Genomic DNA, 24,397 nt, shown 5'->3' on the forward strand with positions numbered 1-24,397 from the left:
TAAATTTCAATTACCGTAATTGATTATTAAAATTCATTTAAAATATCCAGAATATATCAATAGATAAAACAATAAATCAAGAACTAAAGCTGCAATTTGCCTGCTTTTTTTGTCATTCAATCAGAGCTATCATCATTACTTACTCTATATAAGGTTTCTGAGGAACAGAATATAAAAACCGCTTCAGAAAAACAATATGAAAAAGGAGGAGCTGTAGATGTCCTTAAATTTACAATTGGATTTCTGATCGGTTCTTTAATCCAAGCAAGAATAGTGATGCTGGCTGAGTCAAGTGGGTTTTCTAAACTTGGAGCAAATTTAACGCTGATACACTTTATTACACATATTCTTGCGGGCCAAGTTGCAGGTTATATCTTGCTAGTTCTAACGAGGCAACTGAAAGTATTACAACAATTGAACATAATTCTAATTGGTGCAATTTGGGGGACAATTATTTGGGCGATCGTCATTCCACTTAACGCTTCTCAAGGGAAGGTCGTTATACCATGGGAAGCAGGAATTTCTACAATCATAATTAGTCTTTTTGCATTTATCACCTTTGGAGTGATTGCTTCCTTTACCATAAAAAATTTTGGATATGAAACTAATCTCAACAAAGAGTGAATCTTTCGCCAGTCATATGTTCGTACTTTTAAACAATCACCTGCTTATAAAGTGGGTGGTTGTTTAATTTTAATCAATCTTACACTAATGAAGATAGTACCGGTTATTTTAATCTAAGTGCAACTATTTCTACATAATGATACAAAACATATATTGTGTATCATTATGAAAATGAATGAAAGCTTGTTTTTCGCGGTTTTTTTCTTTTCTTAGGAAGCTAGGAACGGTATAATGAAACTTATTGAACCATTACTTATCGTTAATGATACATATCGGATATAGAAAGGAGGGTGTCTCTATGAACACGGTTCAGCCCATTCGAGACCCTCAGAAGATAAAATTGATCAAACAGAATTTACGAAGACGAAATTCCAGAGATTGGTTTTTGTTTCTGATGGGAATTAATACCGGCCTTCGAATTAGTGATCTGCTTCCATTACGTGTAGAAGATGTTCGAAATCAAACTCACATTGTGATCAAAGAGAAAAAGACTGGGAAAACGAAACGATTTCCAATAAACTATTCGCTTAAAGAATTAATAGAATCGTATACGTTTGATATGCAAGATCAAGATTTCTTATTTCCTTCTCACAAAACGGATTTACCAATCCAAAGAGGGCAGGCATACAAAATATTAAATCAGGCTGCTGCTGAAGCGGGGCTTTCCGAAATAGGTACACATACAATGAGGAAAACGTTTGGGTATTTTTATTACAAACAAACAAAAGACGTTGCGATGCTTCAGAAAATATTCGGCCACTCTGCGCCATCTATTACACTCAGATACATTGGAATAGAGCAGGAGCAAATTGACGAATCTCTGTTCAACTTTAGTTTGTAAGAATCCGATGTTTAGAACATGTTATACTTATGATGGGGGACAAGGGGAATATGGCCTCTAGATTGATGCATTTACTAATTGATGATCATAAAACAATACAAATTCCGTTCGTTAATAGTAGTGCTTTTCTTGCAGGCAGTGTTTCCTCTGATGTTTTTTTAGGGCATGAGTATAAAAAGAGCCATTGCGATAAGGTCTAATATTAATGAAGGAACTCGTCATATTTTTATTTTTTGTATTCGCTTACATTAAGAAGGAGGTACACTAATGGACAAAAAATATAATAGTCAAGATCCAACTGAAGCATCTATACATACTGATTTTAAAGATAATATGACATACGGAGAGTATTTAAATCTTGATCAGATTCTTTCCGGTCAAAACAGGCTTTCAGAGCATCATGATGAAATGCTTTTTATTATTATTCATCAAGTAAGTGAACTCTGGATGAAGTTAATTCTCCACGAACTAAGAGGGGCGATTGAGTCGATTGAAAACAACGAACTTTCTACAGCCTTTAAGATGCTTGCTCGCGTCTCAAAAACACAGACGCAAATTATTCAAGCCTGGGACGTGCTCTCCACGTTAACACCATCAGAGTACATGGAGTTTCGTGATTCACTTGGACAGGCTTCAGGGTTTCAATCGTATCAATACAGAATGATCGAATTTGCACTTGGCTACAAAACTTCACACGTACTTAAGATTTATGAAAAGGATCAGGAACTTCATCATCATTTAGTAGAAGCCTATGAGGCTCCAAGCATTTATGATGTTGCTATTAAAGCTCTCGCTAAGGCGGGATTACCAATTGATGAGGATATACTGGAACGGGACGTAACCGTTACATATGAGAAGAATGAGTCGGTAATGAAGGCTTGGCTATCAGTCTATCGTGATGTTGAAACGTATTGGGATCTTTACGAGCTCGCTGAAAAGCTGGTGGATATTGAGGACTGGCTTCAGCAGTGGCGTTTTCGCCATATGAAGACAGTTGAACGCATTATAGGATTTAAAAAAGGAACAGGAGGATCGTCAGGTGTAGGGTATTTAAAAAAAGTGCTGGATCACCGCTTTTTCCCAGAGCTTTGGGATATTCGAACCGAACTGTAGGTGATAATAAAAACATTATGTAAACAAAATATAAATAGACGCTAGAAAATACAGCGTCTATTTTTTCTGTACGTCACTTTTTTATCAAAAGAGTACTAGCTAAGGATTCCTTTATTACGAAGAATCTCCTCAATCTCTAAGAACGTATCCACACCGATAAACGGCACACCATTTTCCTTTAGAATATCTTGAAGTGCATCCTTTGCAAAAGTAAGATCTGCTACTTTCGCAGGATGAGAATCCGGTTCACTATCACCTGCAAAGTATATAAAATCATATTTTTCCTTCATTTCTTCTATGACCTTAGATTTGTCAATGCCATACCTTTTTGAATAATGTTTGTGATTTTCATCAATCGAAAGGTGTACGTTTTGGTTTTCATAATAGCCTTTATTCGAAAAGACAGGTACATTCTGAATACCATATTGTTTAAGAATATGATGAATGTAATAATCCGTTCCCGCACTTAAAATATAGAAGTCCCCACCGCTCTGTTGAACTTTTTCTATAAAGGAAGGAACATATTCATCAATAGGTAGTGATCGAATATCCTCTATGATTTGTTCTTCATTCTGATCAATTGATTTAAATACCTTCTGCAGAAAATCAATATCCTGATATTCTCCAGCTTTCCACTTTTTATAGAGCTCCTGACCTTCTGGAAAATACGTTTCAATGACAAGCCAATAAAAATCCTTTTTTGAGATCGTACCATCAAAGTCAGAAACAAATGCCCAGTTCCCCATGAAGTAGCCTCCTCCTATTCGTTATCTTATAGAATTGTAGCATGGTTCACTGTTGAAAAGAAATTAAGCACATTTAGAACAATAACGTACAACCGCATTAAATTATGTTAAAATGAATTTTAAAAAGTTAAACTATTCTTATTAATCAGAAGGAGTGCGAGAATGAGTAAAACAATCAGCAAAGTACAGGTAGAAGATGTCATTATCGCAAATCAAGTATTAAAGGAAGTTGTAGTGCCTACTCCACTGCAGCGTAACGAAATCCTTTCTGATCGATATAACTGCAATGTTTATTTAAAGCGTGAGGATCTTCAGAACGTAAGGTCATTTAAGATTAGAGGCGCTTATAATTTAATCCAAAGTTTGAATGCAGATGAAAAAGAAAGTGGAATAGTATGCGCAAGTGCTGGTAATCATGCGCAAGGTGTTGCTTTTTCTTGTAAGGCGTTAGACATTCAAGGTCATATCTTTATGCCAGCGACTACGCCTCGACAAAAGGTTACTCAAGTAGAACTGTTTGGGGGAGCAAATGTAGAAGTGATTTTAACTGGTGATACGTTTGATGACTCTTTTCAAACGGCAAAGAAGTTTTGTAATTCGAATGATAAGACATTTATACATCCATTTGACGATTATCGAACAATCGCAGGGCAGGGAACTGTGGGACTAGAAATTATGAATGATATTGATGAAGTGGACTTTTTGATGGTACCAATTGGAGGGGGAGGACTTGCATCTGGTGTTGGTTCTTACGTCAAGAGCATCAGTCCCCATACTCAAATCGTTGGAATTGAACCCCAGGGTGCTCCAGGTATGAAGAATTCTCTTGATCACGACGAGGTTCTGTCTCTTGATTACATTGATAAATTTGTTGATGGGGCTGCTGTTAAGCAGGTAGGTAAATTAACGCTTGATATTTGTAAACACATTCTTGACGATATTGTCCTTGTACCTGAAGGAAAGATTTGCACGACCATTCTTGAGTTGTATAATCAAAATGCGATCGTGGCAGAACCAGCAGGAGCGATGTCAATTGCAGCGTTAGATTTTTATCGGGATCAGATTAAAGAGAAAAATGTGGTATGTGTAATTAGTGGTGGTAATAATGATATTAACAGAATGCAAGAAATTCAAGAGCGATCGCTTATTTACGAAGGATTAAAACATTATTTCATCGTCCACTTTCCACAGCGAGCAGGTGCTTTGAAAGAGTTTATGGCAGATGTCCTCGGTCCAACTGATGACATCACCCGCTTTGAATATACGAAAAAGAATAACCGAGATCGTGGCCCTGTACTTGCAGGAATTGAGTTGAAACAAAAAGAAGACTACGAACCATTAATTGAACGTATGAATCGCAAAGGCTTTTCATATATCGAAATCAATAAAGATCAAGACCTCTTTAACTTATTAGTTTAAGCGCCCGAACAGGGCGTTTTTCTCATAATGAGAGGATAAATGGGTCTTTTCTATCTATATGATAGTAGTAAATGGTTGTAAAAAGAGGTGTATAATGAAATTAAGTATTCTCGATCAATCACCACTCTTCATAGGAGAAACGGTAGCTGATGCACTTCAAGGCTCAAAGGAACTTGCGGTACTTGCAGACAAGCTAGGCTACACAAGGTACTGGATTACAGAACACCATGACCTTAACCATGTAGCTTGTCCTGCGCCAGAAGTTCTCATTAGCTACCTTGGTGCACATACAAAAGAAATACGAATTGGTGCAGGAGCTATTCTCCTTCCACATTACCAACCTTATAAAGTCGCGGAGATATTTAACACACTAGCAACATTATTTCCGGGACGAATCGATCTAGGACTAGGACGTGCACCTGGTGGCTCAGCTGAAGCAACAACCGCCTTATCAGGTCGATTTCTTGAAGAAGTGACACGAATGCCAGAAAAACTGGAAGAACTGCTTTGCTTCTTAAGAAATGGCTTTCCCAATGATCATATGTACAATAGCTTAGATGCGGCACCTGTTCCTACCGTAGCACCTGAACAATGGTTACTTGGAACAGGAATCAAAAGTGCAAAGCTTGCAGCTAGAAATGAGATGTCTTACGCATTCGGGTATTTTATGAGCGATAAAGACGGTAGAGAGCTACTAGATACGTATAGAAGTGAGTTTAAAGGAAGTAACCCATACACTTTATTTGCTGTATCTGTGATCTGTAGTGAAACAAAGGAGCGCGCAGAAGAACTTGCACAATGGGTTCATGTTTTGAATGACTTCCAATCAAAGGGTGAGACGAAATTACCAACCCTTGAAGAAGCTAAAGAAATTAAGGTTGAACCTAATCCTTCTTCTAAGCTAATAGCAGGGACGATTGATGACGTTAAACAACAGTTAGAGCAGTTAAAGACTATCTATCAACCAGATGAGTTAATGATTACAACAATGATACCAAGTAGACGTGACCGTTTACGCTCCTTTCAATTAATCGGTGAGGCGCTGATTCAACAGTAGATCTTTTTTCACTAATAACACTAAATCTGTTATGATAAAAGGTGGTTTTCTTGTTTTTCATATTGATACATTCATATACACGCAAGATGAACAAAAGAAACCACAGCTGTCGTTAAAAATAATGACAGAGTTGTTCTACTATACAGGACGGATCAAGCTAGAAGAGGAGACCGTACATGACACAATCATTACCTTTTGAAATTACAAAGGAAGATTCCTTTTTCGAAAAGCTCGGTGACTATATCGGAGATGTTTTCTATGATATCCTCCCTGAACACGGTTATGAGCTTCGCGATGAACAAATCTTCATGGCCTTTCAAATCGAACAGGCTTTTAAAAATAAAAGTGTCGTATTCGCAGAAGCAGGCGTTGGGACAGGTAAAACGTTTGTTTATTTGCTATATGCCATTTGCTATGCACGCTACACGCGTAAACCTGCTATTATTTCATGTGCTGATGAAACGCTTATTGAGCAGCTCGTTAAAGAAGGCGGGGACATTGAGAAGCTTGAAAAAGCCCTCGGTTTAACCGTTGATGTGAGACTTGCAAAAGCAAGAGAGCAATATGTGTGCGTGAAGAAACTGGATCATCTTGCTCACCGAACAGATGATGAAGATATTCTAAGTGTTCATGATGAAATACCAGAATTCGTATACGAGCCTGCAGCATCAATGAAATCTTTCAAACGCTATGGTGACCGTAAAGAGTATCCATGGGTACCGAATGAAAAGTGGGAGAAGATTGCGTGGGATCCCCTTCAGCAGTGCTCTACATGTGATTGGCGCCATCGCTGTGGTCAGACATTAAATCGTGAGTATTACCGTCATGCTAGTGATCTCATCATCTGTTCACATGATTTTTACATGGAGCATATTTGGACAAAGGATTCTCGCAAACGTGAAGGGCAACTTCCATTGTTACCTGAAGCAAGTACAGTTGTCTTCGATGAAGGTCACCTTCTCGAATTTTCCGCACAAAAAGGATTAACCTATCGCTTTCATTCGGAAACACTTTCTAGCATCTTAACAGGGTATATGGATCAGGATGTTCGTGAAGAATCCTTAACGCTTGTGGAAGATATTCTTGAACTACACGATGAATGGTTTGCTCATCTTAGCAAATCTTCTAAAGCTGTAGAAGGGTCCGTTCGTAAAGATGTACCACGAACAGAAGTGATGCTTTCAACTGCCAAGACGATCGCTGAAAAAGTTGATGCATTGCTTGAACAGCTCGTTTTTGATTCTGAACTTTATGTGATGGAAGATTACCATGTGAAAATCATGGAAGAATACCTTGAATTCTTCGCCTATGGGCTAAGAACGTTACTTCATGACGGACAAGGCATTCATTGGTTAGAGGAAACTGAAACTCAGACGTCTCTTGTCATCATGCCAAGACTTGTAGAAGATATTCTACGAAAGGAAGTTTTCTCTCAAAAAATTCCATTCGTCTTTTCTTCTGCAACACTATCTCAAGCAGGTGACTTCTCATATACTGCAAGCAGCCTTGGGATACAAAAGTACGCTTCTTTCTCTGTTAAATCACCTTTTGATTATGAAACTCAAATGAAGATGAATGGAACAGTTTCAGAAAACGAAATTGAGAAGTGGGAAGCCATGGGTAAAGCCCTTAATGATAACAATGGCCAATCCTTGATGTTATTCTCGTCGCTCGAAGAAATGGATCGGTTCCGTGACTGGGCAGATAATCAAAGTTGGACCTTTGAGATGATCTATGAAGGGGATAGGGAGATTAGTGAAATTGTAAAACAATTCCAGCGTGATCACTCTGCTGTACTATGTTCTTACCATCTGTGGGAAGGTCTAGATGTACCAGGAGAAGCTCTTACACAGGTATTGATCTCTTCACTACCTTTCCCTCCTAACGATCCCGTTTTCCAAGCCAAGCGAAGTCACGCCGCGGATCCAATCGCTGAAGTTGACTTGCCATATATGCTACTCAGGCTTAGGCAGGGAATTGGACGCTTGATAAGAAGTAGTGATGACCACGGTTCTGTTCGAATATGGATGTCAAAAGAACAGGTTACGAAGTATGAAAAACAGGTTCAAGACGTGTTGCCTTTACCAATAAACTGGATCTAATTTATAAGCTCTTTCTCTTTCGAGAAAGAGCTTATTTGTTATGATGTTGATATGATAAGGAGAGGGAGGGGTTACATGAAAACAAACTGGGAACGTCACAATCCTATTATTGAAATTCCTATCGAAGCCATACAATCAATCATTCGAAGTTATTCTAGCAACCTCACCGTTCAGAACGTTACACTTCTCTCAGGTGGATTAAGCCATACAAATTACAAGGTAGAAGTTGAAGCGAATTTCGTCGTTGTACGAGTGACCAAAAATCACGAGAGCCTATTAAGAGAAGAAACGCTTCACGCTATTCTACCAGACAAAGTGCTGGCCCCACGTTTCTTGCATGTAACAATGTGGAATGGGTATGGTGTAGGTATTCTAGAATGGAAAAATGGTTCTTTGCTTTATCACCATTTAACGGATTCTTCTCCAAGTAACATGAATCGAATGGGAAGATCCATTGGCCAACAACTTGCAGCACTTCGAGAACTAACTTTTGATACGTATGGATTTTTAGACACAGAATTAACTGTTGCTGAAGAATTCCGCCTAACACCAGAAAACTTTATCTCAACAATTGAGTCTTTCTTTACGGCTGGTTATGCCTCCAAGTGGCTACCGAATAATGAAATTGATCAAATACATAGGTTTACGAGGGGGAACGCCCATCTATTTGAAGAAGACGAGAGTGGAGCAAGGCTTGTTCATGGTGATTTTAATGGTCTAAACCTCTTAATGAATGGGTCCGATGTTAGCGCTGTACTAGACTGGGAATTTGCTTTATCAGGAAGCATCTATTTCGATATTGGCAACATGCTTCGATACCAGTATATCCATATGTCATCATTCGAATCTGGCCTTATCACTGGTTTGAACGAAAGTGGAATTGTTTTAAGTGATAATTGGAAAAAGTTAGCCAAGTTAGCAGACTTAGTAGCTCTATGCAGTTTAATCAACCGGCAAGTGTGTGGAGAAAATCGTGTAAGAGATATTCAAGGATTAATTCATATGACACTAAGTGACTCATGGAAATGAGAATAATTCAATATGGGGAGAATCGAGATGAGAATTGGATTTATTCGACACGGTAGCACATCCTGGAATAAAGAAAAGAGAGCGCAGGGCAGTTCAGATATTCACCTTGATCATGATGGGCGGAGGGACGCAGCAAAGCTCGCGCAACATCTTGATAAAGGGAAATGGGATATCATTTTCTCTAGTCATTTAGCAAGAGCCGAACAAACAGCTAATATTATTGCTGGAAATCTTGGTATTGATGTAATAATCGATCAACGCTTACGGGAAGCTGGAGGAGGTATGATTGAAGGAACAACTGAACAAGAGCGAATTAATAAATGGGGAGAGAACTGGCGAGAATTAGATCTTGGTATTGAAGCAGAACAGCTTGTCATGGCACGCGCAACAGAAGCTATCACCGAATTCCAGAGAACCTATCAGGATAAAAATATCTTAATTGTTAGTCATGGTTCCTTTTTGAGACACTTTTTTAAAGATGCATTACCCGCTCTCGATCACAATAGTCACCTATATAATACATCGCTAACGATATTAGAGAAACAGGCTGAAGGCTGGAAGCATGAGGTTTATAACTCAACCGCTCATCTGCATCAATAATCGATTGAAAAAAAGGTTTTTCAATCGATACAGAGAAATTGTTTCCTAGAAGAGTATGATAATGCTTGGAGGGAAGATTGATATGCTAGAAACGCTTAGAATTGAAAAGGATTTATCTCTTGTTGACCTTTACGACTTAACCTTTGCGAAACGAACTGGAAGTTACATACTACACGAAGAAGAGCTCACTATCATTGAGACAAGTGCCAGTCCCTCTATACCTTATTTAATGGAAGGGCTTAAAGACCTTAATATTGAATTAAAGTCAATTAAGAATATTATCATTACTCACATACACCTTGATCATGCTGGAGGTGCTGGTCTCTTACTTGAAAAGTGTCCAAATGCTCGTGTAATTGTTCATCCAAAAGGTGCACGTCACCTTTGTAATCCAGTGCGCCTCATTCAAGGCGCAAAAGCAGTTTATGGAAATAAATTCGATGAGCTCTTTGACCCTATTGTGCCGATTCCAGAGGATCGCTTAATGGTGATGAATGACGGAGACACCTTATCAATTGGCCCAAAAAGAACGCTAACATTCTTTGACACACCAGGGCATGCAAAGCATCATTTTTCGATACATGATTCGAAGACGAATGGGGTCTTTGTAGGAGATACCGTAGGTGTTTATTATCCACAGCTGGATTTTGAATTGTATTTGCCCTCAACATCACCAAACCAATTTGATCCTGAAGCAATGCTTGATTCAGCTAAAAAAATCTTTTCTTATTATCCAAATGCTATCTATTTCGGGCATTATGGCAAGTCTGATAATCCTCGTGAAGTATCTAGACAGCTTAAGCACTGGTTGTCACTTTTCCTTAAAAAAACAGAAACAACCGTTGATCGATTAGAAGAGGGTTCTTTTGTGGAAATGAGTAATCTGTTAGCAGAAGAACTGTTACTTCTCGTTAAAACGGTGTTAGATGAGCATGATGTTCCAGAAGATCATGCTGTTTACAACTATATCAGCGTCGATTTAAAGGTGTGTGCGATGGGTCTTGTAGATTACTATACAAAAACGGCTAAGAAAACCTCTTAAGAATCGTCTTAAGAGGTTTTCTACTGTACGATTAGATAAAAAGATGGTGAAAGATAACCTGCACCAATTCTATGGCTTTGTGTTTGTCAGAGAGTGAAGCAAAGGCTTTTCTTTCATGATATAGTGGAGTGATAGGAACAAAGTAGAAAGAACGTATGTGGAGAGATGCTATGATTAAGAATAAATCAACGATTAAATCCTTTCGCTATATTTTCTTAATGTATATGGGAACCATTCTTTTATTTGCAATTCTTTACTTGCTGCCAATCTCTCATATCGGTTCGATTCAATTAATTGATGCCTTGTTCGTTTCAACAAGTGCGCTTAGTGTAACAGGGCTAACCGTTTTAAACATTTCTTCCGAATTCACAAGAATTGGTCAAGCGATGTTAATCATTGAAATGCAGCTTGGCGGTATTGGAATACTAGTACTTGTTAGTTATTTGTTTATGATGATGGGAAAAAAACTAACGTTGTCGAGTATGTTGCTAATCTCTAAAGACCAGAACCAAACCCAGTTAAAAACAATCCGTTCGTTGAGTCTTTCTGTATTGATGATTGCCTTAACGGTTGAAGCTATAGGCTTCGGCTTAATGTTTAATGGGATACATGAACAGTCAAGTTCACTTAAAGAAGCCATATTTATCACTGTTTTTCACAGTGTAGCAAGTTTTACCAATGCCGGATTTGATCTATTCGGTGATAGTTTAATTTCATTTCAAGAAAACTGGTTGCTTTTATTAACGTCTGCTACTATGATTTTTCTTGGAAGTCTTGGGTTTCCGACCATAGTCGAATACATATTTGCATTTCGAAAGAAGAAAAGTTTATTTACAAAAGTGAACATTAGACTGCACAGTTCTTTATTTCTTTTCGGAACAGTCATTTACTTTCTATTAGAGCATAATGGGGTATTTAGCCATCTTTCACTGTTCAATAAACTCGTCAATATTATTTTCTTATCTGCGACATCAAGAAACGGTGGACTAACAACGGTTGATATCTCGACGCTTAATATAACAACCCTCCTAATATTGATGAGTTTGATGTTTATCGGCGGCGCTTCCTCTAGTACAGGGGGAGGCTTACGTTTAACAACCTTTACTGTTTTAGTTGCAAAGATGATATCTGTTGCACGATCGGAAGAAAATACAACATTATTTAAAAAGACGATTTCTCAGGATTCGATTAACAAATCGTTTCTCATTTTATTAACCTTTATCTTTTTATTCGGTTTCTCAACCATCTTTCTATCAATTTTTGAGGCGCAGGAAATCGAAATGGTTGCGTTCGAAGTTCTTTCAGCACTTACGAATACTGGTCTTTCGATGGGAATAACCGCAGAGCTCGCTGGCATTTCTAAATTGCTTCTCTGTATGTTAATGATTATCGGAAGGATTGGTGTCTTTAGTTTCATCTATGTTGTATTCAAAATTGAAAGGTCACGAACGCGTTATTTAAAAGAGGATCTCGCTGTAGGTTAAGGAGTGTTCAATATGCGGAAGCAATATTTAGTTATAGGAGCTGGGCGGTTCGCTAAAGGAATCATCCGAGAATTATATGCCCAGAAATGCGATGTTGTTGTTTGTGATAAAGATGAAGGCCCATTAGAAGATGTTGATGATTATACAACACATTCCATTGTAGGGGACCTTCGTGAAAATCGTGTCATGGATGATTTGAATGTGGAACAGTATGATGCCGTATTTGTTGCTATTGGAACAGATGCGTATTCAGCCATATTAATTACAAATCGTCTTCACGATCGGAACGCAAAGAAAATTATTACGAAAGCTGTGAGTCGTGAGATTGGTGAGATCTTATCCAATTTAGGTGCAGATCAAGTTATCTATCCAGAAGAAGAGGCTGGCATGAAGGTTGCGAAGCAAATTACAATGCCTAACGTCCTTGAATACATCGAAATTACAAAGAATGTATCAGCAATTGAGATCAAAGTACCTGATGAATTAGTAGGTAAAACGCTTCTTGATCTCGAATTTTCAAGAAAATATGAATTAAACGTATCACTTATTTTACGTCAGGATTCTCCCATTTTAAGCCGTTATGCTGAAGTGGCATTTGAAAAAGGGGACGTCATTTTGATGGTTGGTGAAAACAAAAAAATCGACCAATTCAAACGAAAATTCTCTATATAATAAAAGAAGATAATAAATTGATTTGACCTTACCTCGCCTTTTTTGCGAGGTTTTTTTATAGATTCTCGAAAAAAATAAATTTTATTTGAATGCGTTTTCATTCCTTTAATGTAAGTAGGTATAGCCGATGTAAAGCAAAAGTGGCAGCGTCATAAAAGATGACAAGAATAAATTTTCTTGTTTATAATAAGTTTATTGAAATATTTTTAATATTTAATTAGATATCTCTATAAGAAAAAGAAAGGTTGATTGTACATGGCTATGGATACAGAACGTTCGACACTACAGAGTCACCACGTTGCCCTAAGACGTGACATTAGTATGCTGGGAAGTTTATTAGGTGACGTTTTAGTGCAGCATGGCGGCAAAGAACTTCTTTATAGGGTTGAATCGATTCGTGAGAAGACGAAATCACTTAGACAGGAAGTAAGTCAAGAAACATCTCATGAACTTAAAGAAGAAATTCATACACTTAAACCACCGATGCGAAAGCAAGTCATTCGTGCCTTTGCATTGTATTTTCATCTTGTAAATATCGCTGAGCAAAACCACCGCATTAGAAGACGACGCGATTATCAAATGCTTGAAGAGGACCAATCACAACCAGGTTCCATACCACATGCAATCGCTCTGCTTAAGAAAAATAATGTGCCAGGTGAACTGATTGAAGATACACTATCATCTCTTTCTCTTGAATTAATTCTTACTGCACACCCAACAGAAGCAACAAGACGATCCGTGCTTGAAATTCATAAGCGCATTGCAGTCTCATTACAACAATTGGACAACCCATTGCTTACAAAGCGTGAGCAAAAAGGACTTAAAGAAGAGCTATTAAATGAAATTACGACACTTTGGCAAACAGATGAACTGCGCCATAAAAAGCCTTCTGTAATGGATGAAGTCAACATGGGACTTTTCTATTTTGAAGAAACGCTTTTTGAGGTTCTTCCTCAAATTCATCAAGAACTTGAAGAATGTCTCCAAGAACACTATCCGGATGCAGAGTGGCGCATTCCTAATATCCTGAAATTCGGTTCGTGGATTGGGGGAGATCGTGATGGTAACCCATTCGTAACACCTCAAGTAACTTGGAACACACTTGAAAGACAGCGTGATGTTGTCCTTTCGAAATATAAAGAATCCATCAAAAATTTAATGCGGAAGCTTAGTCAATCCACCAATCGTATACCAATTTGTGGTGAACTCATTGCTTCAATCGAAAGAGATAAAGAAGCATTTCCAGAAGTAAAAGAGTGGGGCGTTGCACATGAAGCTTATCGTGTTAAACTTGCTTACGTATTAGAAAAGCTTAATCGCATTAATTCTGATAAGGGATATAGTGATGTAGAAAGTTTTATTGAGGACTTGAAGCTAATCGCCAACAGCCTTCGTCAGCACCATCCGGAACGATATCATTTCGCGGATCTTACTAAGCTGATACGCCAGGCGTCACTCTTCGGTTTTCATCTTGCTACTTTAGATATCCGAAATCATAGCGGTGAACATGAAGCAGCTATTGCAGAAGTATTTAAACGAGTAAATGTTGCTAATGACTATGCATCTCTTCCTGAAAAGGAAAAGGTGAAATTGCTTAGCGATGTTCTAGAAGATCCAAGGCCTGTGCTCTCAACATATGAAGATTACTCTGAAAAAACGAGAAAAATCCTTGATATTTTTAACATGATTAAGAAAGCACATAATGAATTTGGTTTGAATTCAATTTCAGTATACTTAATTAGCATGACACAATCTGCAAGTGACTTGCTTGAAGTACTTGTTCTTGCTAAAGAGGCAAACATCTATCGCTTACATTCAGATGGCAGCATCGAAAGTGATTTGAATATCGCTCCATTGCTAGAGACAATCGATGATTTAAAAGCTGGTCCTTCCATCATGGAAACATTATTTGATCTTCCAGTGTATAAAAATCATCTCGAAAAGCTTGATAACAGACAAGAAATCATGCTTGGTTATTCTGACGGAAGCAAAGACGGCGGAACGCTTACTGCTAACTGGAAACTTTATGAGGCACAACAAGAAATTAGTCGCCTTGCTTCTGACCGCAACTTGCGTCTGAAGTTCTTCCACGGACGTGGTGGTGCTCTTGGACGTGGTGGCGGTCCACTACGAAGAAGTTTATTATCACAGCCACCTGAAACATACACAGCTGGAGTGAAGATTACCGAGCAAGGTGAAGTGTTATCTTCTCGTTATCTTTTGTATGATATTGCCTATAGAAGTTTAGAGCAAGCAACAACTACACTGCTAACATCGGCTGTATCTGGAATTGAAAAAGATAAAAGACAAGAGAAATGGCAGAAAGCAATGGAACAGATCTCTGAAGTCTCACTTAAGACTTACCAATCACTGGTCTTCCAAGATGAAGGGTTTCTAGCTTACTTCAAACAAGGAACACCATTACCAGAGCTTAGTGCACTTAATATCGGCTCAAGACCTATGAGTCGCAAAGGAACAGATCACTTTGATGATCTTCGAGCCATTCCATGGGTGTTTGCCTGGACTCAGAGCCGTCAATTGATGCCTGCATGGTATGCATCAGGTACAGGTCTTACTGAATATGCATCCACTAATGAAGGTTTAAGTACGCTCCAAGAAATGTATGAAAACTGGCCATTTTTTGCTTCTTTAATCGATAATTTGCAAATGGGCTTAATGAAAGCTGACTTAACAACAGCAGAAAAATATATGGATCTCATTGATGATCAGCAACTATCAAGTCGTATTTTCGGTAAAATCGTGGATGAATATCATCAGACAAAAGATGTTATTCTAACGATTACTGGTCAAAAAGAGCTTCTTGACGGTACGCCAAATATTAAAGATTCCATCCGATTAAGAAACCCTTACGTTGATCCATTGAGTTCACTTCAAGTTGAACTGATCTCAACTTATCGTGCTGATGGGAGTTCTGATGACGAATTGCTGAAAGAAATTCTCCTTACGATTAATGGCATTGCAGCTGGACTTCGAAATACTGGTTGATGAATGAAAAGCTTCTCTCAATTGAGAGAAGCTTTTTTTGTATAACTGGAACCTTTCTTATGATTTCTCGATTATTACCACATATACTTTGTCCTTCTTTAGAAAAACTAAGACAGTAAGAAATTGAATTACAGGAGGGCAACCAATGTATAAGAAACTAATGCCATTATTGCTGCCGGGTTTATTACTACTTGGGGCATGTAATGCAAATAATAACGATGAAGCACTCGATATCAATAAAACGAGTTCGCCTACAGAAGGTGTTCAGCGGATAAACAGTGGACAACTAACCATTGACCCGAACTCGTATAGTACTGAAACACCAAGTATTAAATTTCCACATGGTGAAATTGTTCAGAATGGGCAATTTGAATTTAAAGAGGCACTGCCTGAAGGAGTAGATCCTAGAGAATACTTGCCAGAAGGCTTCCCTGAACAATATGGAATTGGTGGGAAAGAAGAGCAACAGCGCCAACAGAAGATGCGACCAGATCAAGGTACAGGGCAAGCACAACCTGATCAAAAAGCCGCACCTAAGCAAGATGACACTGAGAACAAGAAAGCTCCAAAACAATCAGGAGAAATCAGCAAAGAAGTTCAACAAGTAATTGATTTAACAAATGCTGAGAGAAGAAAGCAAGGTCTTTCGAATTTAAAAGCAATGCCTTCATTGAGTGATGTAGCACAGGAAAAATCCCGCGACATGCAACAAAAGAATTACTTTTCTCATACGAGCCCAACGTATGGCTCACCTTTTGACATGATGAGAGACTTTGGTGTTGATTTTAACACTGCTGGAGAAAACATTGCTCAGGGTCAACAAACACCTGAAGCAGTAGTTGATGCATGGATGAAGAGTGAAGGTCACCGTAAGAACATTATGAATAAGAACTTTACTCATATTGGCGTTGGACTTGCACAAGATGGACATTACTGGACTCAAATGTTTATAGGGAAATAGAAGTAAGGGGGTCAGGCAAGTGCCTGATCCCCTCTTTTATTTTAACTAGCCTAAACAATCTCTAAGTTATAAGAAGGAAGAAGAATCAATATGTCGAAATAGGATACTAACCGGTTAGTAAGTTTTGCTTTTTGTTTTTTAAATAGATACTTAAGGAGAGATCTAACATGGATTTACGTCTAACAGATGAACAGGTTATGGTGCAAAAAACAATTCGCAAGTTCGTTGAAAATGAATTAATGCCCTTAGAAAATGATGTTCTGCGGAATGAGCGTGAAGGAAAACCAGGTATCTCTGCCGAAAAGATGAATGAATTACAACAAAAAGCAAAAAAAGCAGGGTTCTGGGGAATTAATACACCTGAAGAATACGGTGGTGCGGACCTTGGTCAAATGATGCTTGCAATCGTGATGATGGAAGTATCAAAAACGTTCGTTCCGTTTCGATTCGGAGGCTCAGCTGACAATATCCTGTATTATGCTAATGAAGATCAGAAAAAGAATTATTTGCTACCAACGATTAACGGAGATAAGAAATCTTGTTTTGCCATGACAGAACCAGGCGCTGGTTCTGATACGCGTAACATTAAAATGACTGCCGTCCAAGACGGTGATGAGTGGGTATTAAATGGTGAGAAAACCTTTATCACTGGTGGTAATGAGGCTGACTTTGTGATGGTTATTGCCATCACGGACAAAGAAAAACACGCTGCTACTGGTCGAGATGGGGTTACTTGCTTTATCGTCGATCGAGAGATGGGATGGAGGTCAGAATATATTCATACAATGGGAGAATGGGGTCCTGCTGGCCTTGTTTTTGATAACGTAAGAGTCCCTCATGAAAATATTCTTGGAGAAGTAAATGGTGGTTATAATCTCGGGCTTGAATGGATTGGTTTTGCTCGTTGGATCGTTGGTGCTACAGCTGTGGGAGCAGGAGAACGACTGTTAAAAATGGCCATAGATTATTCAAACGAAAGAGAAACATTTGGTAAACCAATTGCAGAGCGCCAGGCTATTCAGTGGCAAATTGCAGATTCTGCCGTGGAGATTGAAGCAGCGAAATGGCTCGTATTAAACGCTGCCTATACACTTGATGAAGGGAAAGACAACCGTCACCTTGCATCAATGGCAAAATTATATGGATCTAACATGGGAAACAGAGTCGTTGATCGCGTTCTACAAATCCACGGCGGGATGGGTTATACAAGAGAGTTACCAATTGAACGCTGGTACCGTGAAGCGAGACTCTGGAGAATATATGACGGAACGGATGAAATCCAACGCCTTATTATTGCAAGAAACCTGTTAAAAGGACATGTAAAAGTCGGACAATACGCTTAGGAGGATTTGTATGTTTCAAGAATTAATCGGAAAACAATCCACTCCTGTAAAGAATACTGTGGAACTCGGGTCTGTCAGAGCATTCTCAAAAGCAATAGGAGATCCTTCTCCAATTTATACAGATGAAGAGGTCGGCAAACGCTCAAGGTATGGTACGAACCTTGCCCCTCCTACATATCCGAGAGTGTTTGATTATGGAGTTATAGAAGAATTTAATCTTCCTAATGTTGGATTGATTCATGGGAAACAAACATTTCATTACAATCGTCCTCTTCTTGTCGGTGAGACTGTAATGTGTACTACAGCATTAGAGGATTATTACGAACGTAATGGGAAAAGCGGTCTTTTAGGATTTCTCATCTTAAAACGAGTAGGTAAAGAACCAGATGGAGAAACAATTTTCACCGAAGAACAAGTCGTTATCATCACTGAAGCCGTCAGAAGGGGGATGTCTTCATGAACACAGTTAACGAATTTAATATTGGCACTCCATTAGAAGTAACTCTTCCACCTGTCTCTCGGCTTGATTTAATTAAGTATGCAGGTGCGTCAGGCGACTTTAACCCTATACACACCATTGATGAGGAAGCTTCTAAGGCAGGACTGCCGGGAATTATTGCTCATGGTATGTGGACAATGGGTAACTTAGCAAAACTCTTTACGCCTTATTATGAAGAAGTGTTTCTTAAAGAGTATTCCGTTGCTTTTAAAGGAATGGTTTTCTTAAACGATGTCATTACGCTACAAGCATCACTTGCATCCATTCAAAATGATCAATACAAATTTGATGTTCTCGCAATGAATCAAAAAGATGAAGTGGTTGTTAAAGGCGAAGCCATTTTAATGCGTTTTTAGTCATTAGGTTTTATTATTCATTATGTTCAGCTAAACGAACCTGCCTAAAGGTTCGTTTTTTGATTTGAATCCATCAATTTCTAGTCAATTTGGTAGATTCTGAAACTTTTTATGACCACAATCGTAGAAAAGGGGAACGCAATTACATAATAAGAATTGCAAAACGTAGAAAGGAAGATGAACACTATATGATGGAATTCATTGGATTAATCATTTCGGGGATTATCTTATTTTTCTTACTTATCGCTGGTGGAATCGGCTTTTTCATTTTCAAAAAGCGATATAAAACAGCAAGCTCCAATCAGGCGCTAATCATCACTGGCCCCAAACTAGGTGATGCTGAAAAGGACAACCGGATTTTTGTAGATGATAATGGTAGAAGTATGAAAATTGTTCGAGGTGGCGGGATTCGACTCAAAATGTTCCAGACGAGTACACCGATCGATCTTACATCTTTTCAATTAGAAATTGCTTCACCAAAAGCATACACATCAGAAGGTGTACCTATTAAAGCAACAAGCGTTGCTGAAATTAGCATAGGAAGCAAGCTTGAAATTGTTGCGAACTACGCTGAGAAGTTCCTTGGTAAAGAACAAAAAGAAAAAGAACGCGAACTAAAAGAAGTTCTAGAAGGTCACCTTCGTGCGATCATATCTTCCCTCACGGTGGATGAAATCTACAAAGATTTTAATTCTGTTAACAAAAAAGTGAAAAACATAGCAGAGGAAGATCTAAAAAACCTCGGTTTTGAAATCACTTCTTTTGCTTTAAAAGAACTAAAAGACGACGACGAGGAAAATGGATACCTTGAAGCACTTGGGCGTCCCAGAATCGCAGAGGCTAGAAAAGATGCAGATATTGCTGAAGCGAATGCGAGACGTGAAACCCGTATGCACAAGGCTAAGACAGATCAAGAAGCCGAAGAAGATGAAATCAGGCGTCAAATTGATATTGCTCAATCGCAAAAAGATAAGGATGTAAAGGAAGCAGAATATAAAGAAGAGATCGAGCGTGGACGAGCTCGTTCAGAACAATCTTACAATCTAGAGCAAGCAAGACTAAACCAGAAAGTTAAAGAAGAAGAGATGCAGGTACAATATATCGAACGTCAACGTCAAGTTGAGTTAGAGTTAGAAGAACAAAAACGTAGGAAAACACAGGCAGATGCAAATGCTTACGATATTCGTGCAAAAGCGGAAGCTGAGGCAGAAAGTGATCGTATTGACGGTCAAACGAAAGCTGAAATTCAGAAGCAAAAAGGCCTTGCCGAAGCTGAAGTAATTCGTGAACGCGGCCGAGCTGAAGCCGAAGCAAAAGAATTAATGGCAACAGCGATGGAGAAATATGGCGAAGCAGCGATTATTGAGATGGTTGTCGACATGTTGCCTAAATACGCACACGAAATTGCTCAACCGCTATCACAGATTTCAGAAATGAAAGTGATTGATATGGGTGGCGGTTCTAGTAACGGTTCTGCAAAAATCACAGACAACGTAACCAAAACCATGACTGGTCTACAAGCAAGTCTTAAAGAATCAATGGGCATGGACTTAAAAGCAATGCTAGAAAGCTTCGTGTCGAGAGGGAGTTACAACAACTTCGCTTCAGATAAAGAAAGCTCTTCTCCAAAGAAAGAGAACGAACAAGAAGAGGAGCATCAATATACTAGCGAAGTTGCTACTGCATATGAAGAAGAAATAGAAGAAGAAAACAATCTAAAAGAATCGTAAAATTTGAGTCTGGCTAATACCCAGACTCTTTTTCGTTTGTTAAAGAGTTTTATGAGATTGACGCATATTATCCAATAGTGATAAAGTGGTGAGATAGTTATCAGAAAAGTATAAATTTTATATACAAATGGAGGAAAGACTGTTGAAACTTCTATCCCTATTGTCTACTTTCCTTGAAGATGATCAAATTAGTGTAAATGCTACAGTACTCGAGCAGCACAGCAAAGATGAGTCTTATCACACACCCCATGACCCTGATGTTGTCGTATTCCCTAAAACAACCGAAGAAGTATCCAAAATTATTAAAACAGCTAATGACAATCAAGTGCCAATCATTCCGTTTGGACTTGGATCAAGTCTCGAGGGGCATGTCATTCCTTATCATGGCGGTATTTCTATTGATTTTCAGATGATGAACAAAGTACTTGAGGTTCGTCCAAAAGACTTTCTTGTAAAAGTTCAGCCAGGCGTAACCCGCTCTCAGTTAAATAAGGAGTTAAAAAAACACGGCTTATTCTTCACTGTAGATCCTGGTGCAGATGCTACCCTTGGTGGAATGGCAGCAACAAACGCAAGCGGTACGATGTCTGTTCGATACGGCGTTATGCGCGATCAAGTGCGCGATTTGGAAGTTGTTCTAGCTGATGGACGCGTCATACATACAGGAAGCATGACAGCAAAATCTTCATCAGGTTATCATCTTAATGGGCTTTTCGTCGGATCAGAAGGCACTCTTGGCACATTCACCGAGCTTACCCTTAATGTGAATGGCATACCTGAAGCTACGCTAGCAGGTAGAATTGTTTTCCCTTCAATCGAAAAGGCCGTATCAACTGTTACCAATATTCTTCATGTTGCAATACCAGTAGCAAGAATCGAGCTTGTAGATGCTCGCTCTGTCCAGCAAGTTAATAAAACAAATGAAACGAATTATATTGAGAAACCAACTTTATTTGTTGAATTTCACGGCAACGAAGCAGGCTTAAAACAGGACGTCGTATTTGCACAAAGTATCGCAGAAGATAATGATTGCGAAGAATTTATTTTTGAACATGATACGAAGAAAAGGGCTCTTCTGTGGGAAGCTCGCCATAACCTAGCGTATTCCTTCAGTCACGGTTCACCAGGAAAGAAAATGATGGTTACTGATGTTTGTGTACCAATATCAGAACTCACACGCGCCATTGTGGATGCACGTAAAGCAATTGAAACGTATGGATTAGACGGCGCGCTTCTTGGTCATGTAGGAGATGGCAATTATCATGCTATTGTTATGATTGACCCTTCTGATTCAGATGAGCTCGATCGAGCAATGAAATTGAACCAACACCTTGTCCACTATGCATTGGAACGTGGAGGTACTTGTACTGGTGAACATGGAGTTGGTACAGGTAAAACACAGTATCAACAGAAAGAACATGGCCCAGCATTGGATGTTATGAAGGCGCTTAAGCAAACACTCGATCCGAAAGGTATTTTAAATCCAGGTAAAATTTTCGCAATAGATCGCATTACTAATTAACCAAACCGTTCACACTGAACGGTTTTTTATTGGAAAGGTTATGTTAGCTCATATTGTTGATTTCTCGATTTTTCACTCGAATGAGTCAAAAATCAACACTGTTCGTTAACATAGCTATTGTAAAAATATACACAGTTTAAAGGAAGTCTTACATACAGACGAGAAGTAAAATAAATATCCAAATTTGTAAGCGATTACATTAATTCAAAAGGGTGATAGAAGTGACCATTCAAAACATTGCAGTAATTGGAGCAGGAACGATGGGAAGAGGCATTGCGTATTCAGCAGCTGTTGCAGGTCTCTCCGTAATTGTTCAAGACGTTAGCGACATGTCTTTACACAATGCAAAAGAGGATATTGAAAAACAATTTGACCGTGCAGTTAGGAAAGAATTGTTATCGAAAGAAATGGCAGACGAGCGTCGTAGCGGAATCCAATTTACAACAGAGTTAAGCGAGGCAGCAAAGGGTCGAGACTTAGTAATTGAGGCTGTGCTTGAAATCATGGATCTTAAAACAAGCATTTTCAAGCAACTTGATGAGCTAACCCCAGCTCATGCTATTCTCGCCACGAACACATCAACAATGAGTCCGACGGAAATAGCTGCTCAAACAAGAAGACCTGAAAAATGCCTAGCTCTTCATTTCTTTAACCCAGTTCCAAAAATGAAGCTTATTGAAGTTATTTGTGGGTTAGAAACATCTGAAGAAACAATCAATAAGGCTATAGCCTTTGGAGAATCGATTGGAAAAGAATGTGTTAAAATCAATGAATTTCCAGGTTTTGCTGTAAGTCGTATGAATTGCCTGATTGGAAATGAAGCAATGAATATGGTTATGGAAGGCGTAGGTTCACCTGAGGATATTGATAAAGCCATGAAACTTGGTCTTAATCATCCGATGGGACCGCTTGAGCTTGCAGATTTAGTTGGACTTGATACAAGACTTCGAAACATGCAATACCTTTATGAAACACTTGGAGAAAAATATAGACCATGTCCAATTCTGACAAAATACGTTAAAGCTGGTCGACTAGGACGAAAAAGTGGAAAAGGCTTTTATGACTATACATAAACGAATAGAGGGATATACATGGACTTTCAATTAGATGAAGAAATCGAATTTTTAAGAACCAATATCCGAAATTTTGTACAAAATGAAGTTGAGAAAGTGGCTATGACAATTGAGCGAGAAGACAGAGTTCCAGATCGAATTATTGAGATGTCAAAAGAGATGGGACTATTCGGTTTAAGTATTCCTGAAGAATACGGTGGACTTGGCATTGGAATGGTTGGGAAATGTGCACTTTATGAAGAACTAGGGAAAACCCATAATGGATTTACAACGCTAATTGGAGCTCACACTGGAATTGGGTCAGTGGGTATTGTAGAGCTTGGGAATGAAGAACAAAAGAAGAGATACCTTCCAGATATGGCAAAAGGGGAGAAAATAGGCGCATTTGCATTAACAGAACCGTCTGCAGGATCAAATGCTTCAAATTTAAAAACAACTGCAGTTAAAGATGGAAAAAAATATATTTTGAATGGAACAAAACATTATATAACTAACGCAATTGAAGCTGACGTTTTTACTGTTATGGCCGCGACAGGTCCTGCAAAAGGAGCAAAAGGTATTACTTCTTTCATTGTTGAGAAAAGCTTCCCAGGATTCATTGTCGGTGCCGTAGAAGAGAAAATGGGATTAAAAGGCTCTCATTCCGCTGAACTTATTTTTGATAACTGTGAGGTACCCGAGGAAAATGTGTTAGGTGAAGTGGGACAGGGGTATGTAAATGCATTAAAAATTTTAGCTAATGGGCGTGCGGGCCTTGCTGCTCGTAATCTTGGATCTTCTCAAAAGCTACTTGATCTGAGCATGAAACATGTAGAAGAACGAATCCAATTTGGTGTACCGATTATTGAACACCAGGCAGTGGCACATATGGTAGCAGAAATGGGCGTTGAAATTGAAGCGCTTCGTTCGTTTACATACCGGGTCGCATGGATGGTTGATCAAGGTCAAAAGGTGATTAAGGAAGCAGCTATGCTTAAATTGTACGGCTCCGAAGTGTACAACAGAGTCGCAGATAAAGCACTTCAGGTACATGGTGGTTTAGGTTATATTTCTGACTATCCAATTGAACGCTATTTCCGTGATGCTCGTATTACACGTATTTATGAAGGAACTTCTGAAATTCAAAAAAATATCATAGCAAGTCAACTTCGAAAGGAATATAGCTAAAGGAGGATTTA

21 protein-coding genes are annotated in these 24,397 nt (G+C 38.7%); 20 read left to right on the plus strand and 1 reads right to left on the minus strand.

All coding sequences use genetic code 11. The annotated features are described in order from the left end of the window. Nucleotides 1–96 precede the first annotated feature (96 nt). From JI666_RS03200 to kynA, 3 genes are all read left to right on the plus strand, one after another. Nucleotides 97–624, plus strand: coding sequence for a hypothetical protein (locus JI666_RS03200; RefSeq protein WP_286170544.1), 528 nt, complete (start codon nt 97–99; stop codon nt 622–624). A 298-nt stretch (nt 625–922) separates the two neighbouring features. After that, nucleotides 923–1,465: a site-specific integrase gene (locus tag JI666_RS03205; protein ID WP_206888845.1), complete on the plus strand. Its 543-nt coding sequence runs from the start codon at nt 923–925 to the stop codon at nt 1,463–1,465. Between the two features lie 267 nt (nt 1,466–1,732). After that, a complete protein-coding gene (gene kynA / locus JI666_RS03210; RefSeq protein WP_206888848.1) occupies nt 1,733–2,578 on the plus strand; it encodes a tryptophan 2,3-dioxygenase in 846 nt (281 codons plus the stop codon). A gap of 95 nt (nt 2,579–2,673) precedes the next feature. Here kynA and JI666_RS03215 read toward each other — a convergent pair whose 3' ends face one another. Further along, nucleotides 2,674–3,324, minus strand: a complete 651-nt coding sequence (locus tag JI666_RS03215; protein ID WP_206888851.1) for an MtnX-like HAD-IB family phosphatase — start codon at nt 3,322–3,324, stop codon at nt 2,674–2,676. A 162-nt stretch (nt 3,325–3,486) separates the two neighbouring features. Between JI666_RS03215 and ilvA the strand changes: the two genes are divergently transcribed. From ilvA to JI666_RS03300, 17 genes are all read left to right on the plus strand, one after another. Further along, nucleotides 3,487–4,743 (plus strand): threonine ammonia-lyase IlvA, encoded by a 1,257-nt coding sequence (gene ilvA / locus JI666_RS03220; protein ID WP_206888853.1) that lies wholly within the window; start codon nt 3,487–3,489, stop codon nt 4,741–4,743. Nucleotides 4,744–4,837: 94 nt separating this feature from the next. Next, the gene (locus tag JI666_RS03225; RefSeq protein WP_206888855.1) at nt 4,838–5,800 is read left to right on the plus strand and encodes an LLM class flavin-dependent oxidoreductase; all 963 of its coding nucleotides are present in this window, start codon (nt 4,838–4,840) and stop codon (nt 5,798–5,800) included. Between the two features lie 176 nt (nt 5,801–5,976). Beyond that, on the plus strand, nt 5,977–7,902 hold the full coding sequence (locus JI666_RS03230; protein ID WP_206888858.1) for an ATP-dependent DNA helicase: 1,926 nt from the start codon (nt 5,977–5,979) through the stop codon (nt 7,900–7,902). Nucleotides 7,903–7,977: 75 nt separating this feature from the next. Then, a complete protein-coding gene (locus tag JI666_RS03235) occupies nt 7,978–8,931 on the plus strand; it encodes a phosphotransferase family protein (protein WP_206888860.1) in 954 nt (317 codons plus the stop codon). 27 nt (nt 8,932–8,958) lie between these two features. Further along, nucleotides 8,959–9,531, plus strand: coding sequence for a histidine phosphatase family protein (locus JI666_RS03240; RefSeq protein WP_206888862.1), 573 nt, complete (start codon nt 8,959–8,961; stop codon nt 9,529–9,531). 61 nt (nt 9,532–9,592) lie between these two features. Then, entirely contained in the window at nt 9,593–10,573 is a 981-nt protein-coding gene (locus JI666_RS03245) for an MBL fold metallo-hydrolase (RefSeq protein WP_286170545.1), read from the plus strand. Nucleotides 10,574–10,743: 170 nt separating this feature from the next. Beyond that, a complete protein-coding gene (locus JI666_RS03250; protein ID WP_206888864.1) occupies nt 10,744–12,057 on the plus strand; it encodes a TrkH family potassium uptake protein in 1,314 nt (437 codons plus the stop codon). A gap of 12 nt (nt 12,058–12,069) precedes the next feature. After that, nucleotides 12,070–12,729: a potassium channel family protein gene (locus JI666_RS03255; RefSeq protein ID WP_206888867.1), complete on the plus strand. Its 660-nt coding sequence runs from the start codon at nt 12,070–12,072 to the stop codon at nt 12,727–12,729. 261 nt (nt 12,730–12,990) lie between these two features. Further along, a complete protein-coding gene (gene ppc / locus JI666_RS03260) occupies nt 12,991–15,735 on the plus strand; it encodes a phosphoenolpyruvate carboxylase (RefSeq protein WP_206889297.1) in 2,745 nt (914 codons plus the stop codon). Between the two features lie 145 nt (nt 15,736–15,880). Then, nucleotides 15,881–16,696, plus strand: a complete 816-nt coding sequence (locus JI666_RS03265) for a YkwD family sporulation-associated protein (protein WP_206888870.1) — start codon at nt 15,881–15,883, stop codon at nt 16,694–16,696. A gap of 167 nt (nt 16,697–16,863) precedes the next feature. Then, on the plus strand, nt 16,864–18,039 hold the full coding sequence (locus JI666_RS03270; RefSeq protein WP_206888872.1) for an acyl-CoA dehydrogenase family protein: 1,176 nt from the start codon (nt 16,864–16,866) through the stop codon (nt 18,037–18,039). A 10-nt stretch (nt 18,040–18,049) separates the two neighbouring features. Beyond that, nucleotides 18,050–18,499, plus strand: coding sequence for a MaoC family dehydratase N-terminal domain-containing protein (locus tag JI666_RS03275; protein WP_206888874.1), 450 nt, complete (start codon nt 18,050–18,052; stop codon nt 18,497–18,499). Further along, on the plus strand, nt 18,496–18,894 hold the full coding sequence (locus JI666_RS03280; protein ID WP_206888876.1) for a MaoC/PaaZ C-terminal domain-containing protein: 399 nt from the start codon (nt 18,496–18,498) through the stop codon (nt 18,892–18,894). The genes JI666_RS03275 and JI666_RS03280 overlap by 4 nt, the downstream gene beginning before the upstream one ends. A 188-nt stretch (nt 18,895–19,082) precedes the next feature. Continuing rightward, entirely contained in the window at nt 19,083–20,624 is a 1,542-nt protein-coding gene (locus JI666_RS03285; RefSeq protein ID WP_206888878.1) for a flotillin family protein, read from the plus strand. Nucleotides 20,625–20,751: 127 nt separating this feature from the next. Beyond that, complete coding sequence (locus JI666_RS03290; protein WP_206888880.1) at nt 20,752–22,146, plus strand: FAD-binding oxidoreductase; 1,395 nt, start codon at nt 20,752–20,754, stop codon at nt 22,144–22,146. Between the two features lie 227 nt (nt 22,147–22,373). Then, nucleotides 22,374–23,219 (plus strand): 3-hydroxyacyl-CoA dehydrogenase family protein, encoded by an 846-nt coding sequence (locus JI666_RS03295; RefSeq protein WP_206889299.1) that lies wholly within the window; start codon nt 22,374–22,376, stop codon nt 23,217–23,219. An 18-nt stretch (nt 23,220–23,237) separates the two neighbouring features. Beyond that, entirely contained in the window at nt 23,238–24,386 is a 1,149-nt protein-coding gene (locus tag JI666_RS03300; protein WP_206888881.1) for an acyl-CoA dehydrogenase family protein, read from the plus strand. Nucleotides 24,387–24,397 lie beyond the last annotated feature (11 nt).

The organism is Bacillus sp. NTK071 (assembly GCF_017303315.1).
GTDB lineage: Bacteria > Bacillota > Bacilli > Bacillales > Guptibacillaceae > Guptibacillus.

Coding starts and splice junctions, on each gene's coding strand:
- JI666_RS03205 (WP_206888845.1), top strand. CDS start 923: ATGAACACGGTTCAGCCCATTCGAGACCCTCAGAAGATAAAATTGATC.
- kynA (WP_206888848.1), top strand. CDS start 1,733: ATGGACAAAAAATATAATAGTCAAGATCCAACTGAAGCATCTATACAT.
- JI666_RS03215 (WP_206888851.1), bottom strand. CDS start 3,324: ATGGGGAACTGGGCATTTGTTTCTGACTTTGATGGTACGATCTCAAAA.
- ilvA (WP_206888853.1), top strand. CDS start 3,487: ATGAGTAAAACAATCAGCAAAGTACAGGTAGAAGATGTCATTATCGCA.
- JI666_RS03225 (WP_206888855.1), top strand. CDS start 4,838: ATGAAATTAAGTATTCTCGATCAATCACCACTCTTCATAGGAGAAACG.
- JI666_RS03230 (WP_206888858.1), top strand. CDS start 5,977: ATGACACAATCATTACCTTTTGAAATTACAAAGGAAGATTCCTTTTTC.
- JI666_RS03235 (WP_206888860.1), top strand. CDS start 7,978: ATGAAAACAAACTGGGAACGTCACAATCCTATTATTGAAATTCCTATC.
- JI666_RS03240 (WP_206888862.1), top strand. CDS start 8,959: ATGAGAATTGGATTTATTCGACACGGTAGCACATCCTGGAATAAAGAA.
- JI666_RS03245 (WP_286170545.1), top strand. CDS start 9,593: ATGCTTGGAGGGAAGATTGATATGCTAGAAACGCTTAGAATTGAAAAG.
- JI666_RS03250 (WP_206888864.1), top strand. CDS start 10,744: ATGATTAAGAATAAATCAACGATTAAATCCTTTCGCTATATTTTCTTA.
- JI666_RS03255 (WP_206888867.1), top strand. CDS start 12,070: ATGCGGAAGCAATATTTAGTTATAGGAGCTGGGCGGTTCGCTAAAGGA.
- ppc (WP_206889297.1), top strand. CDS start 12,991: ATGGATACAGAACGTTCGACACTACAGAGTCACCACGTTGCCCTAAGA.
- JI666_RS03265 (WP_206888870.1), top strand. CDS start 15,881: ATGTATAAGAAACTAATGCCATTATTGCTGCCGGGTTTATTACTACTT.
- JI666_RS03270 (WP_206888872.1), top strand. CDS start 16,864: ATGGATTTACGTCTAACAGATGAACAGGTTATGGTGCAAAAAACAATT.
- JI666_RS03275 (WP_206888874.1), top strand. CDS start 18,050: ATGTTTCAAGAATTAATCGGAAAACAATCCACTCCTGTAAAGAATACT.
- JI666_RS03280 (WP_206888876.1), top strand. CDS start 18,496: ATGAACACAGTTAACGAATTTAATATTGGCACTCCATTAGAAGTAACT.
- JI666_RS03285 (WP_206888878.1), top strand. CDS start 19,083: ATGATGGAATTCATTGGATTAATCATTTCGGGGATTATCTTATTTTTC.
- JI666_RS03290 (WP_206888880.1), top strand. CDS start 20,752: ATGGAGGAAAGACTGTTGAAACTTCTATCCCTATTGTCTACTTTCCTT.
- JI666_RS03300 (WP_206888881.1), top strand. CDS start 23,238: ATGGACTTTCAATTAGATGAAGAAATCGAATTTTTAAGAACCAATATC.